The sequence below is a fragment of the Streptomyces sp. AN091965 genome, assembly GCF_022698285.1.
Lineage (GTDB): Bacteria > Actinomycetota > Actinomycetes > Streptomycetales > Streptomycetaceae > Streptomyces.
The window spans coordinates 3,759,785-3,776,615 of the sequence record NZ_JALDMY010000001.1 but is presented as its reverse complement, the minus strand read 5'-3'; the positions used below and the strand labels follow the sequence as shown (position 1 = coordinate 3,776,615).

The window sequence follows — 16,831 nt, the reverse complement described above, 5'->3', positions numbered from 1 at the left end:
GCGGCCGGGGGCCGGGGCGTCGGTCCCCGGGCCTTACCGCCTCCGCCGCGCGGGGGAGACCGGCGGGGCCGCGGGTACGTTGGCCGCATGAGTGAGTGGGACATCAAGAAGCTGCGGATCCTGCGCGCGCTGCGGGACCACGGCACGGTGACGGCGGCCGCCGGGGCGCTCAGCATGACGCCGTCCGCCGTGTCCCAGCAGCTGTCCAACCTCGCCCGGCAGCTGGACGTCCCCCTCCTCGAAGCGCAGGGGCGGCGGGTGCGGCTCACCGGCGCCGCGCACCTCGTGCTGCGGCACGCCGAGGCGGTCTTCGCTCAACTGGAGCGGGCCGACGCGGAGTTGGCCGCGCATGCCCGGGGCGACGAGGGGGAGGTGCGGGTCGGGGCCTTCTCCACGGCGGTGCCCGCGCTCGTGGTGCCCGCCGTACGGGCCCTGCGGGCGGCTCGGCCCGGCGTCTTCGTACGGGTCCGGGAGGCCGAGGCGGCGCAGGCGTACGAGCTGCTCGCGGCGGGCGAGGTGGATCTGGCGCTGTCGCTCGCCGCGCAGGCCCCGGCGCGGAGCGACCCCCGCTTCACCGGGGTCACCCTCTTCGCCGATCCGCTGGACGTCGCCCTGCCCGAGGGGCATCCGCTGGCCCGCGAGCGGGGGCTGCGGCTCGCCGACCTCGCCGACGAGCCGTGGATCTTCGGTGGGTCCGGGCCCTGGTCGGACATCACGCGGGCCGCGTGCGAGGCGGCGGGGTTCGTGCCGGAGCAGGCGCACAGTGCCGCGGGGTGGACGGCGATCCTGGCGATGGTGGGGGCGGGGATGGGGGTGGCGCTCGTGCCGCGGATGGCGGGGGCCGCCGGGTGCGGGGGCGTGGTGACGCGGGGGCTCGGGGCGGAGCGGCCCTACCGCCACGTCGTCGCGGCGACCCGGCGGGGGGCGCCCCCCGCCGTGACCCACGTCCTCACGGCCCTCCGCACGGCGGCCCCGGCCTGAGCCCCACCCGCGGCGCTCTGCGTCGGGGCCGGGCCGGCGAAGCTCGGGGGTTACGGGTGGGCGGGTGCCCACCCAGCCGCAGCGCCCCGCGTCGGGGCCGGGCCGGCGGAGCCGGGGAGCTGCGGGTGGGTGGGGGGGAGAAGACCCCCGCGGTAGCGGGGGTCAGGCCTTGTCGGCGGCCCGCGCCCGCAGGGCCCGCTCCACTCCGGCCCGGGACTCAGTGATCAGGCGGCGCAGAGCCGGGGTCGGCTCGGCGGAGGCGAGCCACGCGTCGGTGGCGTCGAGCGTCGCCCGGGACACCTGGACCGACGGGTAGAGCCCCACGGCGACCTGCTGCGCCATCTCGTGCGACCGGGACTCCCACACCGCCTTGACGGCACCGAAGTACCTCTCCGCGTAGGGCGCGAGCAGCTCCCGCTGCTCGGTCTGCACGAAGCCGGAGATCACGGCCTCCTGCACGGCGTTGGGCAGCGCGTCGGACTCCACGACGGACGCCCACGCGGCCGCCTTGGCCTCGGGGGTCGGCCGCGCGGCCCGCGCGGCGGCGGCGTGCCGCTCGCCCGCGGCGGTCTTGTCCCGCGCGAACTCGGCGTCGATGCCCGCCTCGTCGAGGCGGCCCGTGGCCGCGAGCCGCCCCACGAACGCCCAGCGCAGCTCCGTGTCCACGGCGAGGCCCTCGATGGTCTCGGAGCCGTCGAGCAGCCCTTCGAGCAGCGCGAGGTCGGACTCCGTGCGGGCGGTGGCCGCGAACGCCCGCGCCCAGGCGAGCTGGTGGTCGCTGCCGGGCTCGGCCGCGCGCAGGTGCTCCAGGGTCGCCTCCGTCCACCGCGCGAGCAGCGCGTCGCGCCCGGCCGGGTCGGCGTACAGGTCGAGGGCGAGCTTCACCTGGCGGTGCAGGGACTGCACCACGCCGATGTCGGACTCCTTGGCGATGCCGGAGAGGACGAGCGCCAGGTAGTCGCGCGTGGGCAGCTCCGCGTCGCGCGTCATGTCCCAGGCTGACGCCCAGCACAGGGCGCGCGGCAGCGAGGCCTCGAAGTCGCCGAGGTGCTCGGTGACGAAGGCGAGGGACTCGGCGTCCAGGCGGACCTTCGCGTACGACAGGTCGTCGTCGTTGAGCAGGACGACCGCCGGGCGGGCCCGGCCGACCAGGGCCTCCACGGCCGTCAGCTCGCCGTCGACGTCCAGCTCCACGCGGTCGGTGCGCACGAGCTTGCCCGAGCTGTCGTCGAGGTCGTACAGGCCGATGGCGATGCGGTGCGGCCGCAGGGTGGGCTCGCCCGTGGCGCCCGCGGGCAGCGCCGGGGCCTCCTGCTTGACGGCGAAGGAGGTGATGACGCCCGCGGAGTCGACGTCCACGACCGGGCGCAGGACGTTGATGCCCGCGGTCTGGAGCCACTTCCGCGACCAGGTCTTGAGGTCGCGGCCGCTGGTCTCCTCCAGGGCGCCGAGCAGGTCGCTGAGGCGGGTGTTGCCGAACGCGTGGCGCTTGAAGTACGCCTGCACGCCCTGGAAGAACTCGTCCATGCCGACGTAGGCCACCAGCTGCTTGAGGACCGAGGCCCCCTTCGCGTAGGTGATCCCGTCGAAGTTGACGAGCACGTCGTCGAGGTCGCGGATGTCCGCCATGATCGGGTGCGTGGACGGCAGCTGGTCCTGCCGGTACGCCCAGGTCTTCATGGAGTTCGCGAACGTCGTCCACGAGTGCGGCCAGCGCGAGCCCGGCGCGTACGCCTGGCAGGCGATGGAGGTGTAGGTGGCGAACGACTCGTTCAGCCACAGGTCGTTCCACCACTCCATGGTCACGAGGTCGCCGAACCACATGTGGGCCAGCTCGTGCAGGATGGTCTCGGCGCGCACCTCGTACGCGGCGTCGGTCACCTTGGAGCGGAACACGTACTGGTCGCGGATCGTCACCGCGCCCGCGTTCTCCATCGCGCCCGCGTTGAACTCCGGCACGAAGAGCTGGTCGTACTTCTTGAAGGGGTACGCGTAGTCGAACTTCTCCTGGAACCAGTCGAAGCCCTGCCGCGTCACCTCGAAGATCGCGTCCGCGTCGAGGAACTCGGCGAGCGAGGGCCGGCAGTAGATGCCGAGCGGCACGCTCTGCCCGTCCTTCTCGTACGAGGAGTGCACCGCGTGGTACGGGCCGACGATCAGGGCCGTGATGTACGTGGAGATCCGCGGCGTGGGCTCGAAGGACCAGAGGTCGTCCTTCGGCTCGGGCGTCGGCGAGTTGGAGATCACCGTCCACCCGGCGGGCGCCTTCACGGTGAACCGGAACGTGGCCTTCAGGTCCGGCTGCTCGAAGGAGGCGAACACGCGGCGCGCGTCCGGCACCTCGAACTGCGTGTACAGATAGGCCTGCTCGTCCACCGGGTCGACGAAGCGGTGCAGGCCCTCGCCGGTGTTCGTGTACTCGCAGTCGGCGACGACGCGCAGCTCGTTGCGCCCCTCGCGCAGGTGCCTCAGGGCGATCCGGGAGTCGCGGAAGACCGCGGCGACGTCCAGGGCGTGGTCGTTGAGGACCACCTCGTGGACGGCCGGGGCGATCAGGTCGATGAACGTCTCGGCGTTCGCCTCGGCGCTGTCGAAGCGCACGGTGGTCACCGACCGGTAGGTGCCGCCCTCCTGCGCTCCGGAGAGGTCGAGATCGATCTCGTACGAGTCAACGGTGAGCAGCTTCGCCCGCTGCTGCGCCTCTTCGCGGGTCAGATTGGTGCCGGGCACGCGGTCATCTCCTCAGTGCGACTTGCGAAGTTTCTGTGATGTTTCCGGCCATCCTTCCATGCGGGGCGGCGGGGTGCCCCGGCCCATTGTTCTCGGCCCGCCCTGCGGTTAGCATCCGCGCGTCGGCTCAGGCCCCGCAGGCCTCAGCGGGCCCGACGGTGGCGGTCACGCGCGGAAGCAGGTGTATATGGCACGGGGAGTACGGGGCCGGTTACGCGGGACCTGTCCGCGCGCGGTCCTCGCCCCGGCGGCGGCCCTGGCCCTGCTGCTCGCCACGGCGGGCTGCGGCGACTCCGGCGGCGACGACGGGGGCGGCGCGGCGGACGGCAAGGGCCTGGAGAAGGCCACGATCACCGTCGGCACGATGCCCGTGGCGGACACCGCTCCGCTGCAGCTCGCGATCAGCAAGGGCTTCTTCAAGGCCGAGGGGCTCACCGTCCGCACGACGACGCTCCAGGGCGGCGCCGAGTCGGTCGGCAGGCTGCGCGCGGGCGCCCTCGACATCTCCTTCGGCAACTACGTCTCGTTCTTCCTCGCGCACGCCAACAAGGCCCTGGACGTGCGGATCGTCGCCGACGCCTTCGCCCTGGCGCCCAAGACGCACGCGGTCCTGGTGCGCAAGGACTCGCCGGTCAAGACCCTGAAGGACCTCGAAGGCAAGAAGATCGCCGTCAACACCAAGCGGAACATCAGCTCCCTGCTCGTCCAGAAGGCCGCCAAGGCCGAGGGCGTCACGTTCGACGAGGACGAGGACTTCGCCGAGGTCGACATGCCGAACATGGAGACCGCCCTGAAGACGGGCAGCGTCGACGCCGTGCAGGCCGCGGAGCCCTTCGTCAGCGCGATCGAGGAGTCCGGCACCGGCCGCGTCGTCGCCGATCTCGGCAGGCCGCCGACCGCGGGCTTCCCGATCGCGGGGTACGCGACCACGGCCCGGTTCGCCGAGCGGAACAAGAAGACCGTCGAGGCCTTCCAGCGGGCCATGGCCCGCGCCCAGAAGCAGGCCGCCAACCGCACCACGGTCGTGCGCACGCTGCCCGACTACACCAGGATCACCCCCGACCAGGCCGCCCAGCTGCACCTCGGCGGCTATCCGATGGCCCTGGACCCGGCGCGCCTGCGCCGGGTGGTGGACCTGATGCGGGAGTTCGGCTATCTGCGGCGGCCGCTCGACATCGAGCCCCTCCTCGTGCGCACGGGGCCGTGAGGGCGATGCGGTGAAGGAGGCGGCGCGCTTCGGTCCCGGGTCCGGCCCGGAGACAGGGGCGCGCGCCCGCCGCCGCGTGCGCCCGGGCGCCCTTCCGCGCGCCGGGGCGCTCGTCTCCCGGCGGTGGGGGCGGGCCCTGCTCGGCGCGCTCGGCGTGGGCGGGGCCGTGCTCCTCCTCGAACTGCTCTCCCGCACCGGCGCCTTCGGCGACGGGGAGCTGCCGCCCGCCACCTCCGTGCTCGCCCGCGCCGCCCGGATGGCCGTCGACGACGGCTTCCTCGGCCATCTGGGCACCACCGTCTCCGCCTGGCTCGGCGGGCTCACGCTCGCCGTCGCCCTCGCCGTGCCCGCCGGGCTCCTCCTCGGCTCGCTGCCCCGGCTCGACGCCGCCAGCCTCGCCGTCGTCGAGCTGGCCCGGCCCGTGCCGTCCGTCGCGCTCATCCCGCTGGCGATCCTCGTGTTCGCCGAACCGGTGCGGGTCGAGCGGTCCCTCGTCTGCTACGCCGCGCTGTGGCCGATCCTCCTCAACACCCTGTACGGGCTCCGCGACGTCGACCCCGTCGCCAAGGAGACCCTGCGGTCCTTCGGCTTCGGGCCGCTGTCCGTCCTCTGGCGGGTGTCCCTGCCGAGCGCGGGCCCGTTCGTGCTCACCGGGGTGCGGATCGCCGCCTCCGTGGGGCTGATCGTGGCGGTCAGCGCGGAGCTGCGGGCCGGGGGCGACTCGGGGCTCGGCGTGTATCTGCTCCAGACGCAGTCCGGGGGCGGGCGGCCGGACCTGATGGTGGCGGGGGCGGTGTGGGCCGGGGCCCTGGGGGTGGTGGCGAACGGGGTGCTCGTGGCCGTGGGGCGGGGGCTATTTCCCCACGGTGCCAGTGCGGCGCGCTCGTCCTCCAACGCGGGACGGGCTGAGTAGTGGCCACCCGCCGCGTTCGGCGAACCGTACGCTTCCTCGCGCTGCGCGGCTGGCTGCTCGCTCTCCTCGTCCTCGTCTGGGAAGTGGCCGCCCGGCGGGCCGGGGACGTCTACTTCCCGCCGCCCGGCCGCATCGTGCGGCTCATGGTGCGCGAACCCGGGCTCGACGCGCTCCGGCAGAGCCTCGGGCAGCTGCTGCTCGGGTGGGCGATCGCCGGGGCCGTGGGGGTGGCCGTCGGGGTGGGGATCGGGCTCTCGCGGGTGGCGCGGCACGTGCTCGAACCGGTGCTGCAGTTCGCGCGGGCCGTGCCGCCGCCCACGCTCATCCCGTTCTTCATGGTCGTCTTCGGGCTCGGCACGTCCATGCGCCTCGCGACCGTCGTGTTCGGGGTCGTGTGGCCGGTGCTGCTCAACACCGTCGACGGGGTGCGCTCCGTCGAACCGGTGCAGCTGGACTCGGCCCGGGTCTTCGGCCTGGGCGGGGCCGCGCGGCTGCGGTACGTGGTGCTGCCCGCCGCCGCGCCGAAGGTCTTCGCGGGGCTGCGCGTCGCGCTCGGCTTCGCCCTGATCCTCATGGTCGTCGCCGAGCTGATGGGGGCGGGCGACGGGGTCGGCGCCCGGCTCAACGCGGCCGAGCGGGAGTTCCGCCCCGACCGGATGTGGGTGGTGATCCTCCAGCTCGGCGCCGTCGGCTGCGTACTCAACGGACTCTTCCTGCTGGTCGAGCGGAAGGCACTGGCCTGGCACCGGGGCGCCAGGCGCGGAAACACCTAGGGCGTGGGGGCGCCCGCCGTTCCCGTGCAACCGGTTCACCCGGCACAGAGGGAACGACCGAAGCACGTGAGCACTCAATTCACATAGACCACGAGGCAGTTGGCATCACGGCACAGGGGGAACACGGGATGTTGGACATCGCGGGGCTCAGTCATCGCTACGACGACGGACATCAGGCGGTCGAGGACGTCGAACTCTTCGTGGACCGGGGCGAACTGGTGAGCATCGTCGGCCCCTCGGGGTGCGGCAAGTCCACGCTGCTGCGGTGCGTGGCGGGCCTCCAGCGGCCGAGCGCGGGCCGGATCACGGTCGGCGGCCGGGCCGTCGACGGCGCCGTGCCGGACGGCCTCGCGGTCGTCTTCCAGGACTACACGCGCTCGCTCTTCCCCTGGCTGACCGTCCGCGACAACGTGGCCCTTCCGCTGCGCCGCCGGGGCCTCGACCGCGCCGGGCGCCGCGCCCGCGCCCGGGACGCGCTCGCCCAGGTCGGCCTCGCGGACGCGGCGGCCAAGTACCCCTGGCAGCTCTCCGGCGGCATGCAGCAGCGCGTGGCCATCGCCCGGGCCCTGGCGTACCGGCCCGCGCTGCTGCTCATGGACGAGCCCTTCGGCTCGGTGGACGCGCAGACCCGGGAGGACCTGGAGGACCTGCTCCTGGCCGTACGGGGCGGACACGCGGAAGGCGGCGGGCACGCGGCGGACGGCCAGGACGCGGCGCCGGGGCGCATGACCATCCTCCTGGTCACCCATGACATCGACGAGAGCGTGTACGTCGGCGACCGCGTCGTCGTCCTCAGCGGCGCCCCGGGCCGCGTCCACCGCGAGCTGCGGGTCGAACTCCCCGCGCCGCGCGACCGGATCGCCACCCGCGGCCTGCCCGAGTTCGTGAAGCTCCGGGCCGAGGTCGGACGGGCGGTGCGACGGCCATGACCGTGGACGTACTGATCGCGGGCGCGGGCATCGGCGGCCTCACCACCGCGCTGAGCCTGCACGCGGCGGGTATCGGCGTGCGCGTCGTCGAACCGGTCGACGTGCTGCGGCCCGTCGGCGTCGGCATCAACCTCCTCCCGCACGCCGTACGGGAGCTGACCGAGCTGGGCCTCGGCGACCTGCTCGCCGCGACCGGCGTGCAGACGGCCGACATGGTCCACTACGACCGGCACGGCAACCGCATCTGGGGCGAACCGCGCGGCCTCGCGCTCGGCTACCACTGGCCGCAGTACTCCATCCACCGCGGCGCCCTCCAGATGCTCCTGCTCGACGCGGTGCGCCAGCGGCTCGGTGACCGGGCCGTGGTCACCGGCACGGCGTTCGTCCGCTTCATGGAGGACGGCAACGCGCTGCGGGTCGTCCTGCGGGACGTGGCCCGCGGGCGGGAGCACGCGGTCCGGGTCCGGGCCCTCGTCGGCGCCGACGGCCTCTACTCGACCGTCCGCTCCCGGCTGCACCCCGGCGAGGGCCCGCCGCGCTGGAACGGCATCCGGATGTGGCGCGGCGTCACCGAGTGGCACCCGGTCCTCGGCGGCCGCACGGTCGCCGTCGCGGGCAGCAACGCCCACGCCAAGCTGGTCGTCTACCCCATCTCGCGGGAGGCCGAGCTGCGCGGCCGGGCCCTGCTCAACTGGGTGGCGGAGGTCCGCTTCCCGCCGGAGCCGGGCGGCGGGCCCGGTTCCGCCGACTGGAACCGGGGCGGCCGCCTCTCCGACGTCCTGCCGCACTACGCGGGCTGGCGCATCGGCGACCTCGACGTGCCCGCCCTCTTCGCCGCGACCCGCCGCATCCTGGAGTACCCCATGGTCGACCGGGAGCCGCTGCCGTGGTGGGGCAAGGGGCCCGTCACCCTTCTCGGGGACGCCGCGCACCCCATGTACCCCGTGGGCTCCAACGGCGGCTCCCAGGCCATCCTGGACGCCCGCGTCCTGGCCCGCTGCCTGGCCCTGACCGACCCCGACCGGGCCGCGGGGCTCCGCGCCTACGAGGAGATCCGCCGCGAGGCCACCTCCGCGCTGGTCCTCGCCAACCGCCGCATGCCCGCCGACCGCTTCCTCGCGGCGGTCGCCGAGCGCGCCCCGGACGGCTTCGAGCGGGTGCAGGACGTCCTGACCCCCGCGGAGCTCGGCGAACTGGAGGCCGCGTACCGCTGGACGACGGGCACGGATGTCGCGGAGCTCAACGGGAGGGGTTCGTGGGGCCTTCCCTGAGCCGGTCCAGAAGCCGGGCGAGCGCGGCGGGGGTGGTGGTCAGCACGGTGCCCGGGGCGTCGCTCTCGCGCAGGTGGAGGGCGCCGTGCGTGGAGGCGACCTCGACGCAGTGGTCCCCGTCGCCGCCGTCGGAGAAGCTGGACTTCTGCCAGGCCGTTACCGGGGTCATCGGTCGTCTCACAGCTCCTCCGTCACACGCTGGATCAGGTCGCGCGACCGCGCGGGGTCGAGTGCCGCCTCCTCCACCTTACGGAGCAGGGCCCGGAGTTGTCGCAGTTGGGCCTCGGCGTCGACGGGACCCTTGTTGACGGGCGCGTCCCTGAGTCCGGTGTCCAGCCTGCGTACGGGGCCGCCGAGGTACATCATCGAGGCCCCGGCACCGGCGAAGCCGTCCTGGTCGACGGGGATGACGCGCACCCGGATGTGGTCCTGTTCGCTCAGGTCGAGGATCTGCCGGAGCTGAGTACGGGCGACCTGACGGTCGGACACGCGGATCCGCAGGGCGAATTCGTGGACGATCGCCTCGTACGGCGTGGGGCCGTCGCCCTCGATGACGGCGCGGCGCCGCATGCGGTGCTCCACCCGGGGCTCCAGCTCACCCGTCGGCAGCCAGGGGTTGACGTACGAGTAGATCGCCCGGGCGTAGTCCGGCGTCTGGAACAGCCCCGGCACGTGCGTGATGACCACCTCCCGCAGGAACGCCGCGTGGTGCTCCAGCTCGGCCAGGTCGAGGAACGCCTGGGGCAGCACGCCCCGGTACTCCTGCCACCAGCCGCGGGTCCGGTCGGTGGCCATCGCCACTAAGGCGTCGACCAACGCCTCGTCCGTGCAGGCGTAATGGGCCGCGAGGCGGCGGACCCGCTCCTCGCTCACGCCCGCGATACCGGTCTCGATCTGGCTCATCTGGACGGAACTCGCTCCGAGGAGGGCCGCGGCCTCGGTCGCCTTCAGTCCGGCCGCGTCGCGCATCCGGCGCAGTTCGCTGCCCAGGCGCACCTGCCGGGCAGTGGGGTGTCGCCTCGTCGCCATCATCGGCTCCTTGGTCCAACTCGCCCTGCGGGTCTCCTCGTTCGGGTGTCAGATTACGTGTACGGCTTGCGAGGTCATAATTTTCAGGCCTACCGTCAGTGATGTGTCGCTCACGCAGTGAGACATCGGGAGTTCCGGAGACGGGCCGTCCCCGCACGCCATGACGGGGTGATCCGTAGCCGCCCGGGGTCCGTCGCGTGTTCCCAACTCCTCAGACCCCAAAGGAAGTTCGCCTATGTCCGAGGGCGGCTGCAAACCTGAACCCTTTCCCGGCGCCGAGCCCTGGGAGTACACCCTGCACATTCCGCGCGAGCTCTGCGCGGTTACTGTGTGTCGCCATACGCTCCGTGTGATCCTCACCGTGCACGGCCTCGGCGGCGTCGTCGACGTGGCCGAACTCCTGGCGACCGAGCTGGTCTCCAACGCCGTGCGCCACACCAAGGGCCCCGTCTCCTTCCGCCTCCTGTGGGCCGACGGAGTCCTCCGCATCGGCGCCTGGGACGCCGACCCCACGCCGCCCGCCCCGACCCCGCGCCCGGCACCCCTCGACCTGGAGGACGGCCGGGGGCTCGACCTGATCCGCTGCTGCTCCGACACCTGGGGCTGGCACCCGCTGCCGGGGGAGGGCGACGCGGGCAAATACGTCTGGTGCGAGCTCGGCGCGGCCGCCTAGCGCGTACTCCTGCCCACCGTCGCCACCACCCCCAGGGCGAGCACCGCGAGGCCGCCGCCCAGCCACAGGACGTCCGTCGCGCCCAGGCCGTCGGCGACCCGGCCGCCGAGCAGGGCGCCCAGGGCGATCGCCATGTTGAAGATCCCGGCGAAGAGCGCGGACGCGGCCTCGCGGGCCTGGGGGGCGGCGGCCATGACCCAGTTCTGGGAGGAGACGGAGACGCCGCCGTAGGCGAGGCCCCAGGCGACGAGCAGGGCGACGGACGCGGGCAGGGACGAGCCCGCCGGGACCAGGAGCAGCACCACCGCCGCCAGGGCCGCGGAGATCAGCAGGAGGGCGCGGCGCGGGTCGCGGGCGGCGAAGGCGCCGCCCAGGAAGTTGCCCGCGATGCCCGCGACGCCGTAGCACAGGAGGAGGCCGCTGATCAGGCCCGCGCCCACGTCCGGCACCCGCTCCAGGACCGGACGGACGTACGTGTACGCGGCGAAGTGGCCGACGACCAGGAGCGCCACCGCGATCAGGCCGACGCGGAGCCGGGGCAGGCGCAGCAGGCCGGGGAAGACGCCGAGGCGCACCGGCTCGCTCGGCGGCAGCGCCGGGAGCACCACGGCGAGCAGCACGGCCACGCCGAGGCCGAGCGCGGCCACCGCGCCGAAGGCCCAGCGCCAGCTGGCGAGTTCGCCGAGGAAGGTGCCCGCGGGCACGCCGAGGACCGACGCCACGGCTATGCCGCTGAAGATCACGGCGGTGGCCCGGCCGACGGACTCGGCCCGCACCAGGCGCACCGCGAGGGAGGCCGCGACGGCCCACACGCCGCCGATGCAGAGGCCGACCACGAGCCGCGCGACGAGCAGGACCTCGAAGGACGGCGCCAGGGCCGACAGGAGGTTCGCGGCGCCCAGGAGGAGCATCAGGCCGCACAGGACGGCCCGGCGGTCCGCGCCGCGCACCGCGACCGGCAGGAGCAGGGCGGCGAGCGCCGCGACCACGCCGGGCAGGGTGACGGTCAGGCCCGCCGTGCCGTCGGAGACGCCGAGGCCGGAGGCGAGCGAGGTGAGCAGGCCGACGGGCAGCATCTCCGTGGTGACGACGGAGAAGGTGGCGGCGGCGACGGCGACGACGGACAGCGGCAGGGCCCGCTGCCGCGTGTCCACGTGGGGGGTCTGGGTCAGTGTTTCCATGGGCGTTTCCATGGGCACCAGACAACGCCCGCCCGGCGACCGGGAACAACGCCGAAGATCTCATCCTTGAATGAGCGGGACTCATCGATCCCGGAACGATCGAGCGTGGGCGGGAGCTGGCGGCGGTGGGCGGAGTGGAGATACGGGAGCTGGAGTGCTTCCTCGTGCTGGCCGAAGAGCTGCACTTCGGACGGGCGGGGGCTCGGCTGTATGTCTCACAGGGCCGGGTCAGCCAGCTGCTCGCCGCGCTGGAGCAGCGGATCGGCGCCCGGCTCGTGGAGCGTACTAGCCGCCGGGTGCGACTGACCCCGCTCGGCGAGCGATTCCGTGCGGAACTGAGTCCCGCCTACGCGGAGTTGGCCGCGGTCGTCGACCGGGCGAAGGAGGCCGCGCGCGGGGTGGAGGGCCGCCTGCGCATCGGCTTCCAGGGCACGGCGGACGCCCGGCTCATGGAGGCCATCACCACCTTCCGGAAGCGGCATCCGGCCTGCGTCACGGAGATCGCGGAGGTGCCCTTCGCGGACCCGTTCGGGGCGGTGCGCCAGGGCGAGGTGGACGCGGCGATCGTGCTCCTGCCGGTGGCCGAGCCGGACCTCGTCCTCGGCCCGCTCTTCTCCCGGCAGCAGCAGACCGTCGCCGTGTCGGTGCGGCATCCCTTCGCGGGGCGGGAGCGGCTCGCCGCGGCCGAACTGCGCGGCCTGCCCCTCGTCGCGGCGGCGCCGCCCGCCCCCGCCTACTGGCGCGAGGCCCACGCCCCCTCGGCCCTGCCCGCGCCCGCCGTCCGGACCCTCCAGGAGGGCCTCACCCTGGTCGCCGCGGAGCAGGGCGCGATGCTCCTGTGCCGCCCCACGGCCGCGTACCACGGCCGCGAGGACGTCGTCTTCGTACCGGTGGACGGGGTGCCGGACTCGGTGCTCGGCATGGTCTGGCACCGGGACGGCGAGACGGAGCGGGTGCGGGCGTTCGCGCGGGCGGTGACCGAGGCGACCGCCGTGCCGGCGGCGGCGTGACGCCCGTTACGCGGCTTCGGGGCGGCGCACCACGAAGTGGAGGCAGCCGTACTCCACGGCACGGACGTGCACCTGGGTGACCTCCGGGTCGGCGAACGCCTCCTCGAAGGCCTCGTCGTAGCCCGCCGTCGTGTCCTCGGGGAGCTCCAGGAGGCGGCCGCCGACGATGTGGCCGCGGTCGTCGTAGCGGCGGAAGGCGCGCAGCGCTCCGGCGCGCGCGAACGGGTAGCCGGTGGCGGCCTCCTCCGCGGGGCCTTCGCAGGGGTCCGCGTGGATGAAGACCGGGCCCTGCTCGTCGTACGCGCCCGGCCGGGCTCCGGTCTGTGCCGCCCAGCGGCGGAGCGGGGCGTACGCGACCAGGGCGACGCGGTCGCCCGGGGCGATCGGGCGCAGGCAGCAGCGCAGCGGCGAGCCGCCCTCCGCGTCGACGTACGGCACGCAGGCGCGGCCCGCGTCGTCCCTCTCGCGCAGCTGCGCCAACGCCTCCGGCTGGATGGGCTGAGGTGTGTACAAGGTGCTCATGCCCCCCACCATGGCCCCCGGCCACCCCTCACGCTGGCACCTTTCGGACACCGTCCTCCGCGGACAGATTCAGCCCGTCCGGCGTTTGAGGACGAGCGCGGAGCGCGACAGACCGAGCCCGTCCGGCACGTGAGGACGAGGCGCGCAGCGCCGATGGGCCCGGTTCAGCTGTCCGGTCAGGACTTCGCGACCAGCTCGGCGATCTGCACGGCGTTCAGCGCAGCGCCCTTGCGGAGGTTGTCGTCGGAGATGAAGAACGCGAGCCCGTGCTCGACGGTCTCGTCGCGGCGGACGCGGCCGACGAAGGCCTCGTCGCGGCCCGCGGCGACCAGCGGGGTGGGCACGTCGGTGACGACGACGCCCTCCGCGCCGGAGAGGATCTCGACGGCGCGCTCGGGGCTGATCGGCCGCTCGAAGCGGGCGTTGACCTGGAGGGAGTGGCCGGTGAAGACGGGCACGCGCACGCAGGTGCCGGAGACCTTGAGGTCGGGGATCTCCAGGATCTTGCGGGACTCGTGGCGGAGCTTCTGCTCCTCGTCGGTCTCGTTCAGGCCGTCGTCGACGACGGAGCCCGCCATCGGCAGGACGTTGTACGCGATCGGGGCGACGTACTTGTCGGGCGCGGGGAAGTCCACGGCCGCGCCGTCGTGGGCCAGCTTCGGGGCGTCGGCGCCGACCTTCTCGATCTGCCCGTACAGCTCCTCGACGCCCGCGAGCCCGGAGCCGGAGACGGCCTGGTAGGTGGCGACGACCAGCGAGGTGAGCCCGGCCTCCTGGTGCAGCGGCTTGAGGACGGGCATCGCGGCCATGGTCGTGCAGTTCGGGTTGGCGATGATGCCCTTGGGGCGGTCGGCGATCGCGTGCGGGTTCACCTCGGAGACGACCAGCGGCACCTCGGGGTGGCGGCGCCAGGCCGAGGAGTTGTCGATCACGACGGCGCCCTGCGCGGCGACCTTCTCGGCGAGGGCCTTGGAGGTGGCGCCACCGGCCGAGAACAGCACGATGTCGAGGCCGGTGTAGTCGGCGGTCGAGGCGTCCTCGACGGTCACGCCGTCGATGACGGTCCCGGCCGAGCGGGCCGAGGCGAACAGGCGCAGCTCGTCGACCGGGAACTTCCGCTCGATCAGGATCTTGCGCATGACCGTGCCGACCTGACCGGTGGCTCCGACGATTCCGACCTTCACGGCTACTCCCTAAAGTTCTGGCACGTGCCTCGGCTGGCTTTCAGCCTTCCCATCATGCGGGGGACCCCGGGGCGCCTGTCCAATTCATTGAGGTCTCAATCGTGTGCGGGGGCGGCGCTGACCAGCAGGTGAGACGCCGTCCCCGGGCCGGGGCCCGGGGACGGCCCGGTGCCGCGGGGCCCTCAGCCCCGGTGCTCGATGCCCCAGCGGCCGCTGGTCCTGATCTGCAAGTAGCCGCCGGGCAGCAGTTGCAGGCCCGCCGCGGTGCTGATCCGCCGCACCGGTTCGAGCCGCTCGTCGAGCTCCCAGAGGACCAGGAGGTCGATCAGGCCCCGGCCCTCGTGGGTGAGCATCATCTCGGTCTCCGTACCGGTGTGACGTACGACTCCATAGCCCTGCCCTTCGACGCGCCCGCCCTTGCCGAGGGCGGGCGCGCCGGCCACCGGGGCCGGTTCGATCCGCCAGGCGGTGTGGTCGCCCGTGCTGACCAGGACGTACGCGTAGCCCGCGGGGGAGACCCAGAGCGGCCCGGTGACGGGGCGGCGGCGCCCCGAGGTGTCGGCGGAGATCGCCGTGCGGCCGTGCGCCTGGACGGTGCGGGTGCTCAGGGGGGCGTCGTCGGAGCCGGTGCGGGCGAGGCCGAGCAGCGCGGGCGGCCCGTCGTAGCGGAACACCGCGCTGCCCGTGCCCTCGGCGGGGCCGGTCAGGGGCGGCGCCTGCTCGACGGGCAGCAGCCGCAGGCTCCAGTCGCCCGTGCCGTCCAGCTTGAGGCGCACCTGCGCGGCGCCGTCGCGGAAGATCAGGGTCCGGCCACGCTCGCCGTTGTTCTGCCCGCTGAGGAACTGCTCCTCGTCGTCGTACTCGTCGAGCAGCTTCGCCTCGTACCCGAGGAAGGAGTCCTCGCCCGCGATCGCGTAGTCGAGCAGCGCGGGTCGGCCGGGGGCCGGGTTGACCAGCGTGACCGTGGCCCGGCCCCGCCCGGAGTAGGCGCCGGTCGCCTGGGCGACGGCCTGGTCGACGACCGGCAGCGGGCGCGCGCTGAGCTGCCAGGGGCCGTCGGCCTCCAGGGCGAGCAGCAGCGGCCCGTCGGTGAGCGGCACGGTCTGGCGCAGCCGGTCGGTGTCGTTGACGAGCAGGTCGTAGTCGTCGAGGTCGCGCAGCCGGGTGGCGTCGTAGCTCTTCAGGCCGATGTAGCCGCCGCCGTCCTCGTCGCCCGCGAAGTCCACGTCGAGGTCGGCGGCCGTGCCGTGGTACGCGAGCACGTCGGGGCCGTAGCCCTGGAGCGCGCCGGGGCCGAGCGGGCGGGCCGCCGAGAGCGGCAGGACGCGTACGCCCCACTCGTTGTCGGCCTCCACGCGCAGGCGCAGCGGGCGGCCCTGCGGGACCTTGACGAGCATGCGGCCCCGGAAGTCGTCCAGGGTGCTGTTGAAGAGGTAGTCGTCGTCCTTGTTGCGCCGGTTGAGCGTGGTCACGCCGAAGTAGCCGTCGCCGCGCTGCCACGCCTCGACGAGCACCGCGGCGCCGGGCGGCAGCGGTACGTCGACGCTGACGACGCCGTTGCCGTGGCCCTGCTGGGCGAAGGGGTGGAACTCGGGGCCCAGGGGCGCGGCGGGCGCGGGCCCGGGTGCGGGTGCGGACGGCGCGTACGAGGGCTGCGGCACCGGCTGCGGCTGGGGGACCGGCTGTGGTGCGGGCGCCGGGGCGGGCGGCGCCGGCTGCTCCATCGCGATGCCGAAGTCCGTCGCCAGGCCCGCGAGGCCGGACGCGTAGCCCTGCCCGACCGCACGGAACTTCCAGCCTCCGTCGCGCCGGTAGAACTCGCCGAGCACGAACGCCGTCTCCGTGGACGCGTCGGTGACCGCGTAGTGCGCGACGACGCCGCCGTCACCGGTCATGGCCTGGAGGTACAGGCCGGGCACCGCGCCGAAGGTGCCGCCGTCGCAGGACCCGGCTATCAGCACGCGCTGGACGTCCGGCTCGACCCTCGGCAGGTCCACCTCCAGCCACTCGGCGAGCTGCCCGCCGCCCTCGGCCGTGCCCGCGTGCCGCACCGCGCCGGAGGGGTGCGCGGGCTGGTTGTAGAAGACGAGGTCGGCGTCGCCCCGGACCGTGCCGCGCGCGTCGAGGAGCAGGGCGGAGGCGTCGACGACGGGTGCCCCGGGCACCTGCGAGCGGCAGACCGCGACCCGCAACGGAGCCACCGGGACAGGGGTGTTGGCCCCCTTGGAGATGTGCGTCATGGGGCTCATCGTGTCAGTGGAGACAGTGTGAAGTCGATGAGGAGAAGTGGCGGAGAGGCTTCCGGATGTGCCACCCCCGTCACGCCGTTGACCTGCGGCGACGCGCCCCGCCCCGGCAACTGCCCCGCCCGTCGGAGGCGCCTCCCCGCCCCGCTGAAGACAGCTCCCCGCCCCGTCGAACGATTCGG

General features: G+C 74.0%; 15 protein-coding genes. 8 read left to right on the top strand and 7 right to left on the bottom strand.

Going from position 1 to position 16,831, the window contains the following annotated elements:
- Positions 1 to 87: 87 nt before the first annotated feature.
- Positions 88 to 981, top strand: coding sequence for a LysR family transcriptional regulator (locus tag MQV74_RS15740; RefSeq protein WP_242718160.1), 894 nt, complete (start codon positions 88 to 90; stop codon positions 979 to 981).
- Positions 982 to 1,143: 162 nt separating this feature from the next.
- Here the strand turns inward: MQV74_RS15740 and pepN are convergent, their stop codons facing one another.
- The gene (gene pepN / locus MQV74_RS15735; protein WP_242718158.1) at positions 1,144 to 3,711 is read right to left on the bottom strand and encodes an aminopeptidase N; all 2,568 of its coding nucleotides are present in this window, start codon (positions 3,709 to 3,711) and stop codon (positions 1,144 to 1,146) included.
- A 187-nt stretch (positions 3,712 to 3,898) separates the two neighbouring features.
- Between pepN and MQV74_RS15730 the strand changes: the two genes are divergently transcribed.
- From MQV74_RS15730 to MQV74_RS15710, 5 genes are all read left to right on the top strand, one after another.
- Positions 3,899 to 4,918 (top strand): ABC transporter substrate-binding protein, encoded by a 1,020-nt coding sequence (locus MQV74_RS15730; protein WP_242718156.1) that lies wholly within the window; start codon positions 3,899 to 3,901, stop codon positions 4,916 to 4,918.
- Between the two features lie 10 nt (positions 4,919 to 4,928).
- Positions 4,929 to 5,831, top strand: a complete 903-nt coding sequence (locus MQV74_RS15725; protein ID WP_242718155.1) for an ABC transporter permease — start codon at positions 4,929 to 4,931, stop codon at positions 5,829 to 5,831.
- The gene (locus tag MQV74_RS15720) at positions 5,831 to 6,604 is read left to right on the top strand and encodes an ABC transporter permease (RefSeq protein ID WP_242718153.1); all 774 of its coding nucleotides are present in this window, start codon (positions 5,831 to 5,833) and stop codon (positions 6,602 to 6,604) included. Before MQV74_RS15725 ends, MQV74_RS15720 begins: the two co-directional genes overlap by 1 nt.
- A gap of 128 nt (positions 6,605 to 6,732) precedes the next feature.
- The gene (locus MQV74_RS15715) at positions 6,733 to 7,533 is read left to right on the top strand and encodes an ABC transporter ATP-binding protein (RefSeq protein ID WP_242718151.1); all 801 of its coding nucleotides are present in this window, start codon (positions 6,733 to 6,735) and stop codon (positions 7,531 to 7,533) included.
- The gene (locus MQV74_RS15710; protein WP_242718149.1) at positions 7,530 to 8,804 is read left to right on the top strand and encodes a flavin-dependent oxidoreductase; all 1,275 of its coding nucleotides are present in this window, start codon (positions 7,530 to 7,532) and stop codon (positions 8,802 to 8,804) included. The genes MQV74_RS15715 and MQV74_RS15710 overlap by 4 nt, the downstream gene beginning before the upstream one ends.
- On the opposite strand, the gene MQV74_RS15705 is transcribed toward MQV74_RS15710, so the two are convergent.
- Positions 8,773 to 8,973 carry a DUF397 domain-containing protein gene (locus MQV74_RS15705; RefSeq protein WP_242718147.1) on the bottom strand — a complete coding sequence of 67 codons (201 nt, stop codon included), beginning with the start codon at positions 8,971 to 8,973 and terminating at the stop codon, positions 8,773 to 8,775. The genes MQV74_RS15710 and MQV74_RS15705 overlap by 32 nt on opposite strands.
- A gap of 8 nt (positions 8,974 to 8,981) precedes the next feature.
- On the bottom strand, positions 8,982 to 9,833 hold the full coding sequence (locus MQV74_RS15700; protein ID WP_242718145.1) for a helix-turn-helix domain-containing protein: 852 nt from the start codon (positions 9,831 to 9,833) through the stop codon (positions 8,982 to 8,984).
- A 235-nt stretch (positions 9,834 to 10,068) separates the two neighbouring features.
- On the opposite strand from MQV74_RS15700, the gene MQV74_RS15695 reads away from it, so the two are divergent.
- The gene (locus MQV74_RS15695) at positions 10,069 to 10,506 is read left to right on the top strand and encodes an ATP-binding protein (protein WP_242718143.1); all 438 of its coding nucleotides are present in this window, start codon (positions 10,069 to 10,071) and stop codon (positions 10,504 to 10,506) included.
- On the opposite strand, the gene MQV74_RS15690 is transcribed toward MQV74_RS15695, so the two are convergent.
- Complete coding sequence (locus tag MQV74_RS15690) at positions 10,503 to 11,687, bottom strand: MFS transporter (RefSeq protein WP_242718141.1); 1,185 nt, start codon at positions 11,685 to 11,687, stop codon at positions 10,503 to 10,505. The genes MQV74_RS15695 and MQV74_RS15690 overlap by 4 nt on opposite strands.
- 125 nt (positions 11,688 to 11,812) lie before the next feature.
- On the opposite strand from MQV74_RS15690, the gene MQV74_RS15685 reads away from it, so the two are divergent.
- Positions 11,813 to 12,697, top strand: a complete 885-nt coding sequence (locus tag MQV74_RS15685; protein WP_242718139.1) for a LysR family transcriptional regulator — start codon at positions 11,813 to 11,815, stop codon at positions 12,695 to 12,697.
- Positions 12,698 to 12,703: 6 nt separating this feature from the next.
- Here MQV74_RS15685 and MQV74_RS15680 read toward each other — a convergent pair whose 3' ends face one another.
- The 3 genes from MQV74_RS15680 to MQV74_RS41165 form a co-directional block, all read right to left on the bottom strand.
- The gene (locus MQV74_RS15680) at positions 12,704 to 13,219 is read right to left on the bottom strand and encodes a DUF1203 domain-containing protein (RefSeq protein WP_242718137.1); all 516 of its coding nucleotides are present in this window, start codon (positions 13,217 to 13,219) and stop codon (positions 12,704 to 12,706) included.
- Positions 13,220 to 13,395: 176 nt separating this feature from the next.
- Positions 13,396 to 14,403, bottom strand: a complete 1,008-nt coding sequence (locus MQV74_RS15675) for an aspartate-semialdehyde dehydrogenase (RefSeq protein WP_242718135.1) — start codon at positions 14,401 to 14,403, stop codon at positions 13,396 to 13,398.
- A 182-nt stretch (positions 14,404 to 14,585) separates the two neighbouring features.
- Positions 14,586 to 16,643 (bottom strand): TerD family protein, encoded by a 2,058-nt coding sequence (locus MQV74_RS41165; RefSeq protein ID WP_308402273.1) that lies wholly within the window; start codon positions 16,641 to 16,643, stop codon positions 14,586 to 14,588.
- Positions 16,644 to 16,831 lie beyond the last annotated feature (188 nt).

Coding starts and splice junctions, on each gene's coding strand:
- MQV74_RS15740 (WP_242718160.1), top strand. CDS start 88: ATGAGTGAGTGGGACATCAAGAAGCTGCGGATCCTGCGCGCGCTGCGG.
- MQV74_RS15730 (WP_242718156.1), top strand. CDS start 3,899: ATGGCACGGGGAGTACGGGGCCGGTTACGCGGGACCTGTCCGCGCGCG.
- MQV74_RS15715 (WP_242718151.1), top strand. CDS start 6,733: ATGTTGGACATCGCGGGGCTCAGTCATCGCTACGACGACGGACATCAG.
- MQV74_RS15710 (WP_242718149.1), top strand. CDS start 7,530: ATGACCGTGGACGTACTGATCGCGGGCGCGGGCATCGGCGGCCTCACC.
- MQV74_RS15705 (WP_242718147.1), bottom strand. CDS start 8,973: ATGACCCCGGTAACGGCCTGGCAGAAGTCCAGCTTCTCCGACGGCGGC.
- MQV74_RS15700 (WP_242718145.1), bottom strand. CDS start 9,833: ATGGCGACGAGGCGACACCCCACTGCCCGGCAGGTGCGCCTGGGCAGC.
- MQV74_RS15695 (WP_242718143.1), top strand. CDS start 10,069: ATGTCCGAGGGCGGCTGCAAACCTGAACCCTTTCCCGGCGCCGAGCCC.
- MQV74_RS15690 (WP_242718141.1), bottom strand. CDS start 11,687: ATGGAAACACTGACCCAGACCCCCCACGTGGACACGCGGCAGCGGGCC.
- MQV74_RS15680 (WP_242718137.1), bottom strand. CDS start 13,219: ATGAGCACCTTGTACACACCTCAGCCCATCCAGCCGGAGGCGTTGGCG.
- MQV74_RS41165 (WP_308402273.1), bottom strand. CDS start 16,643: ATGACGCACATCTCCAAGGGGGCCAACACCCCTGTCCCGGTGGCTCCG.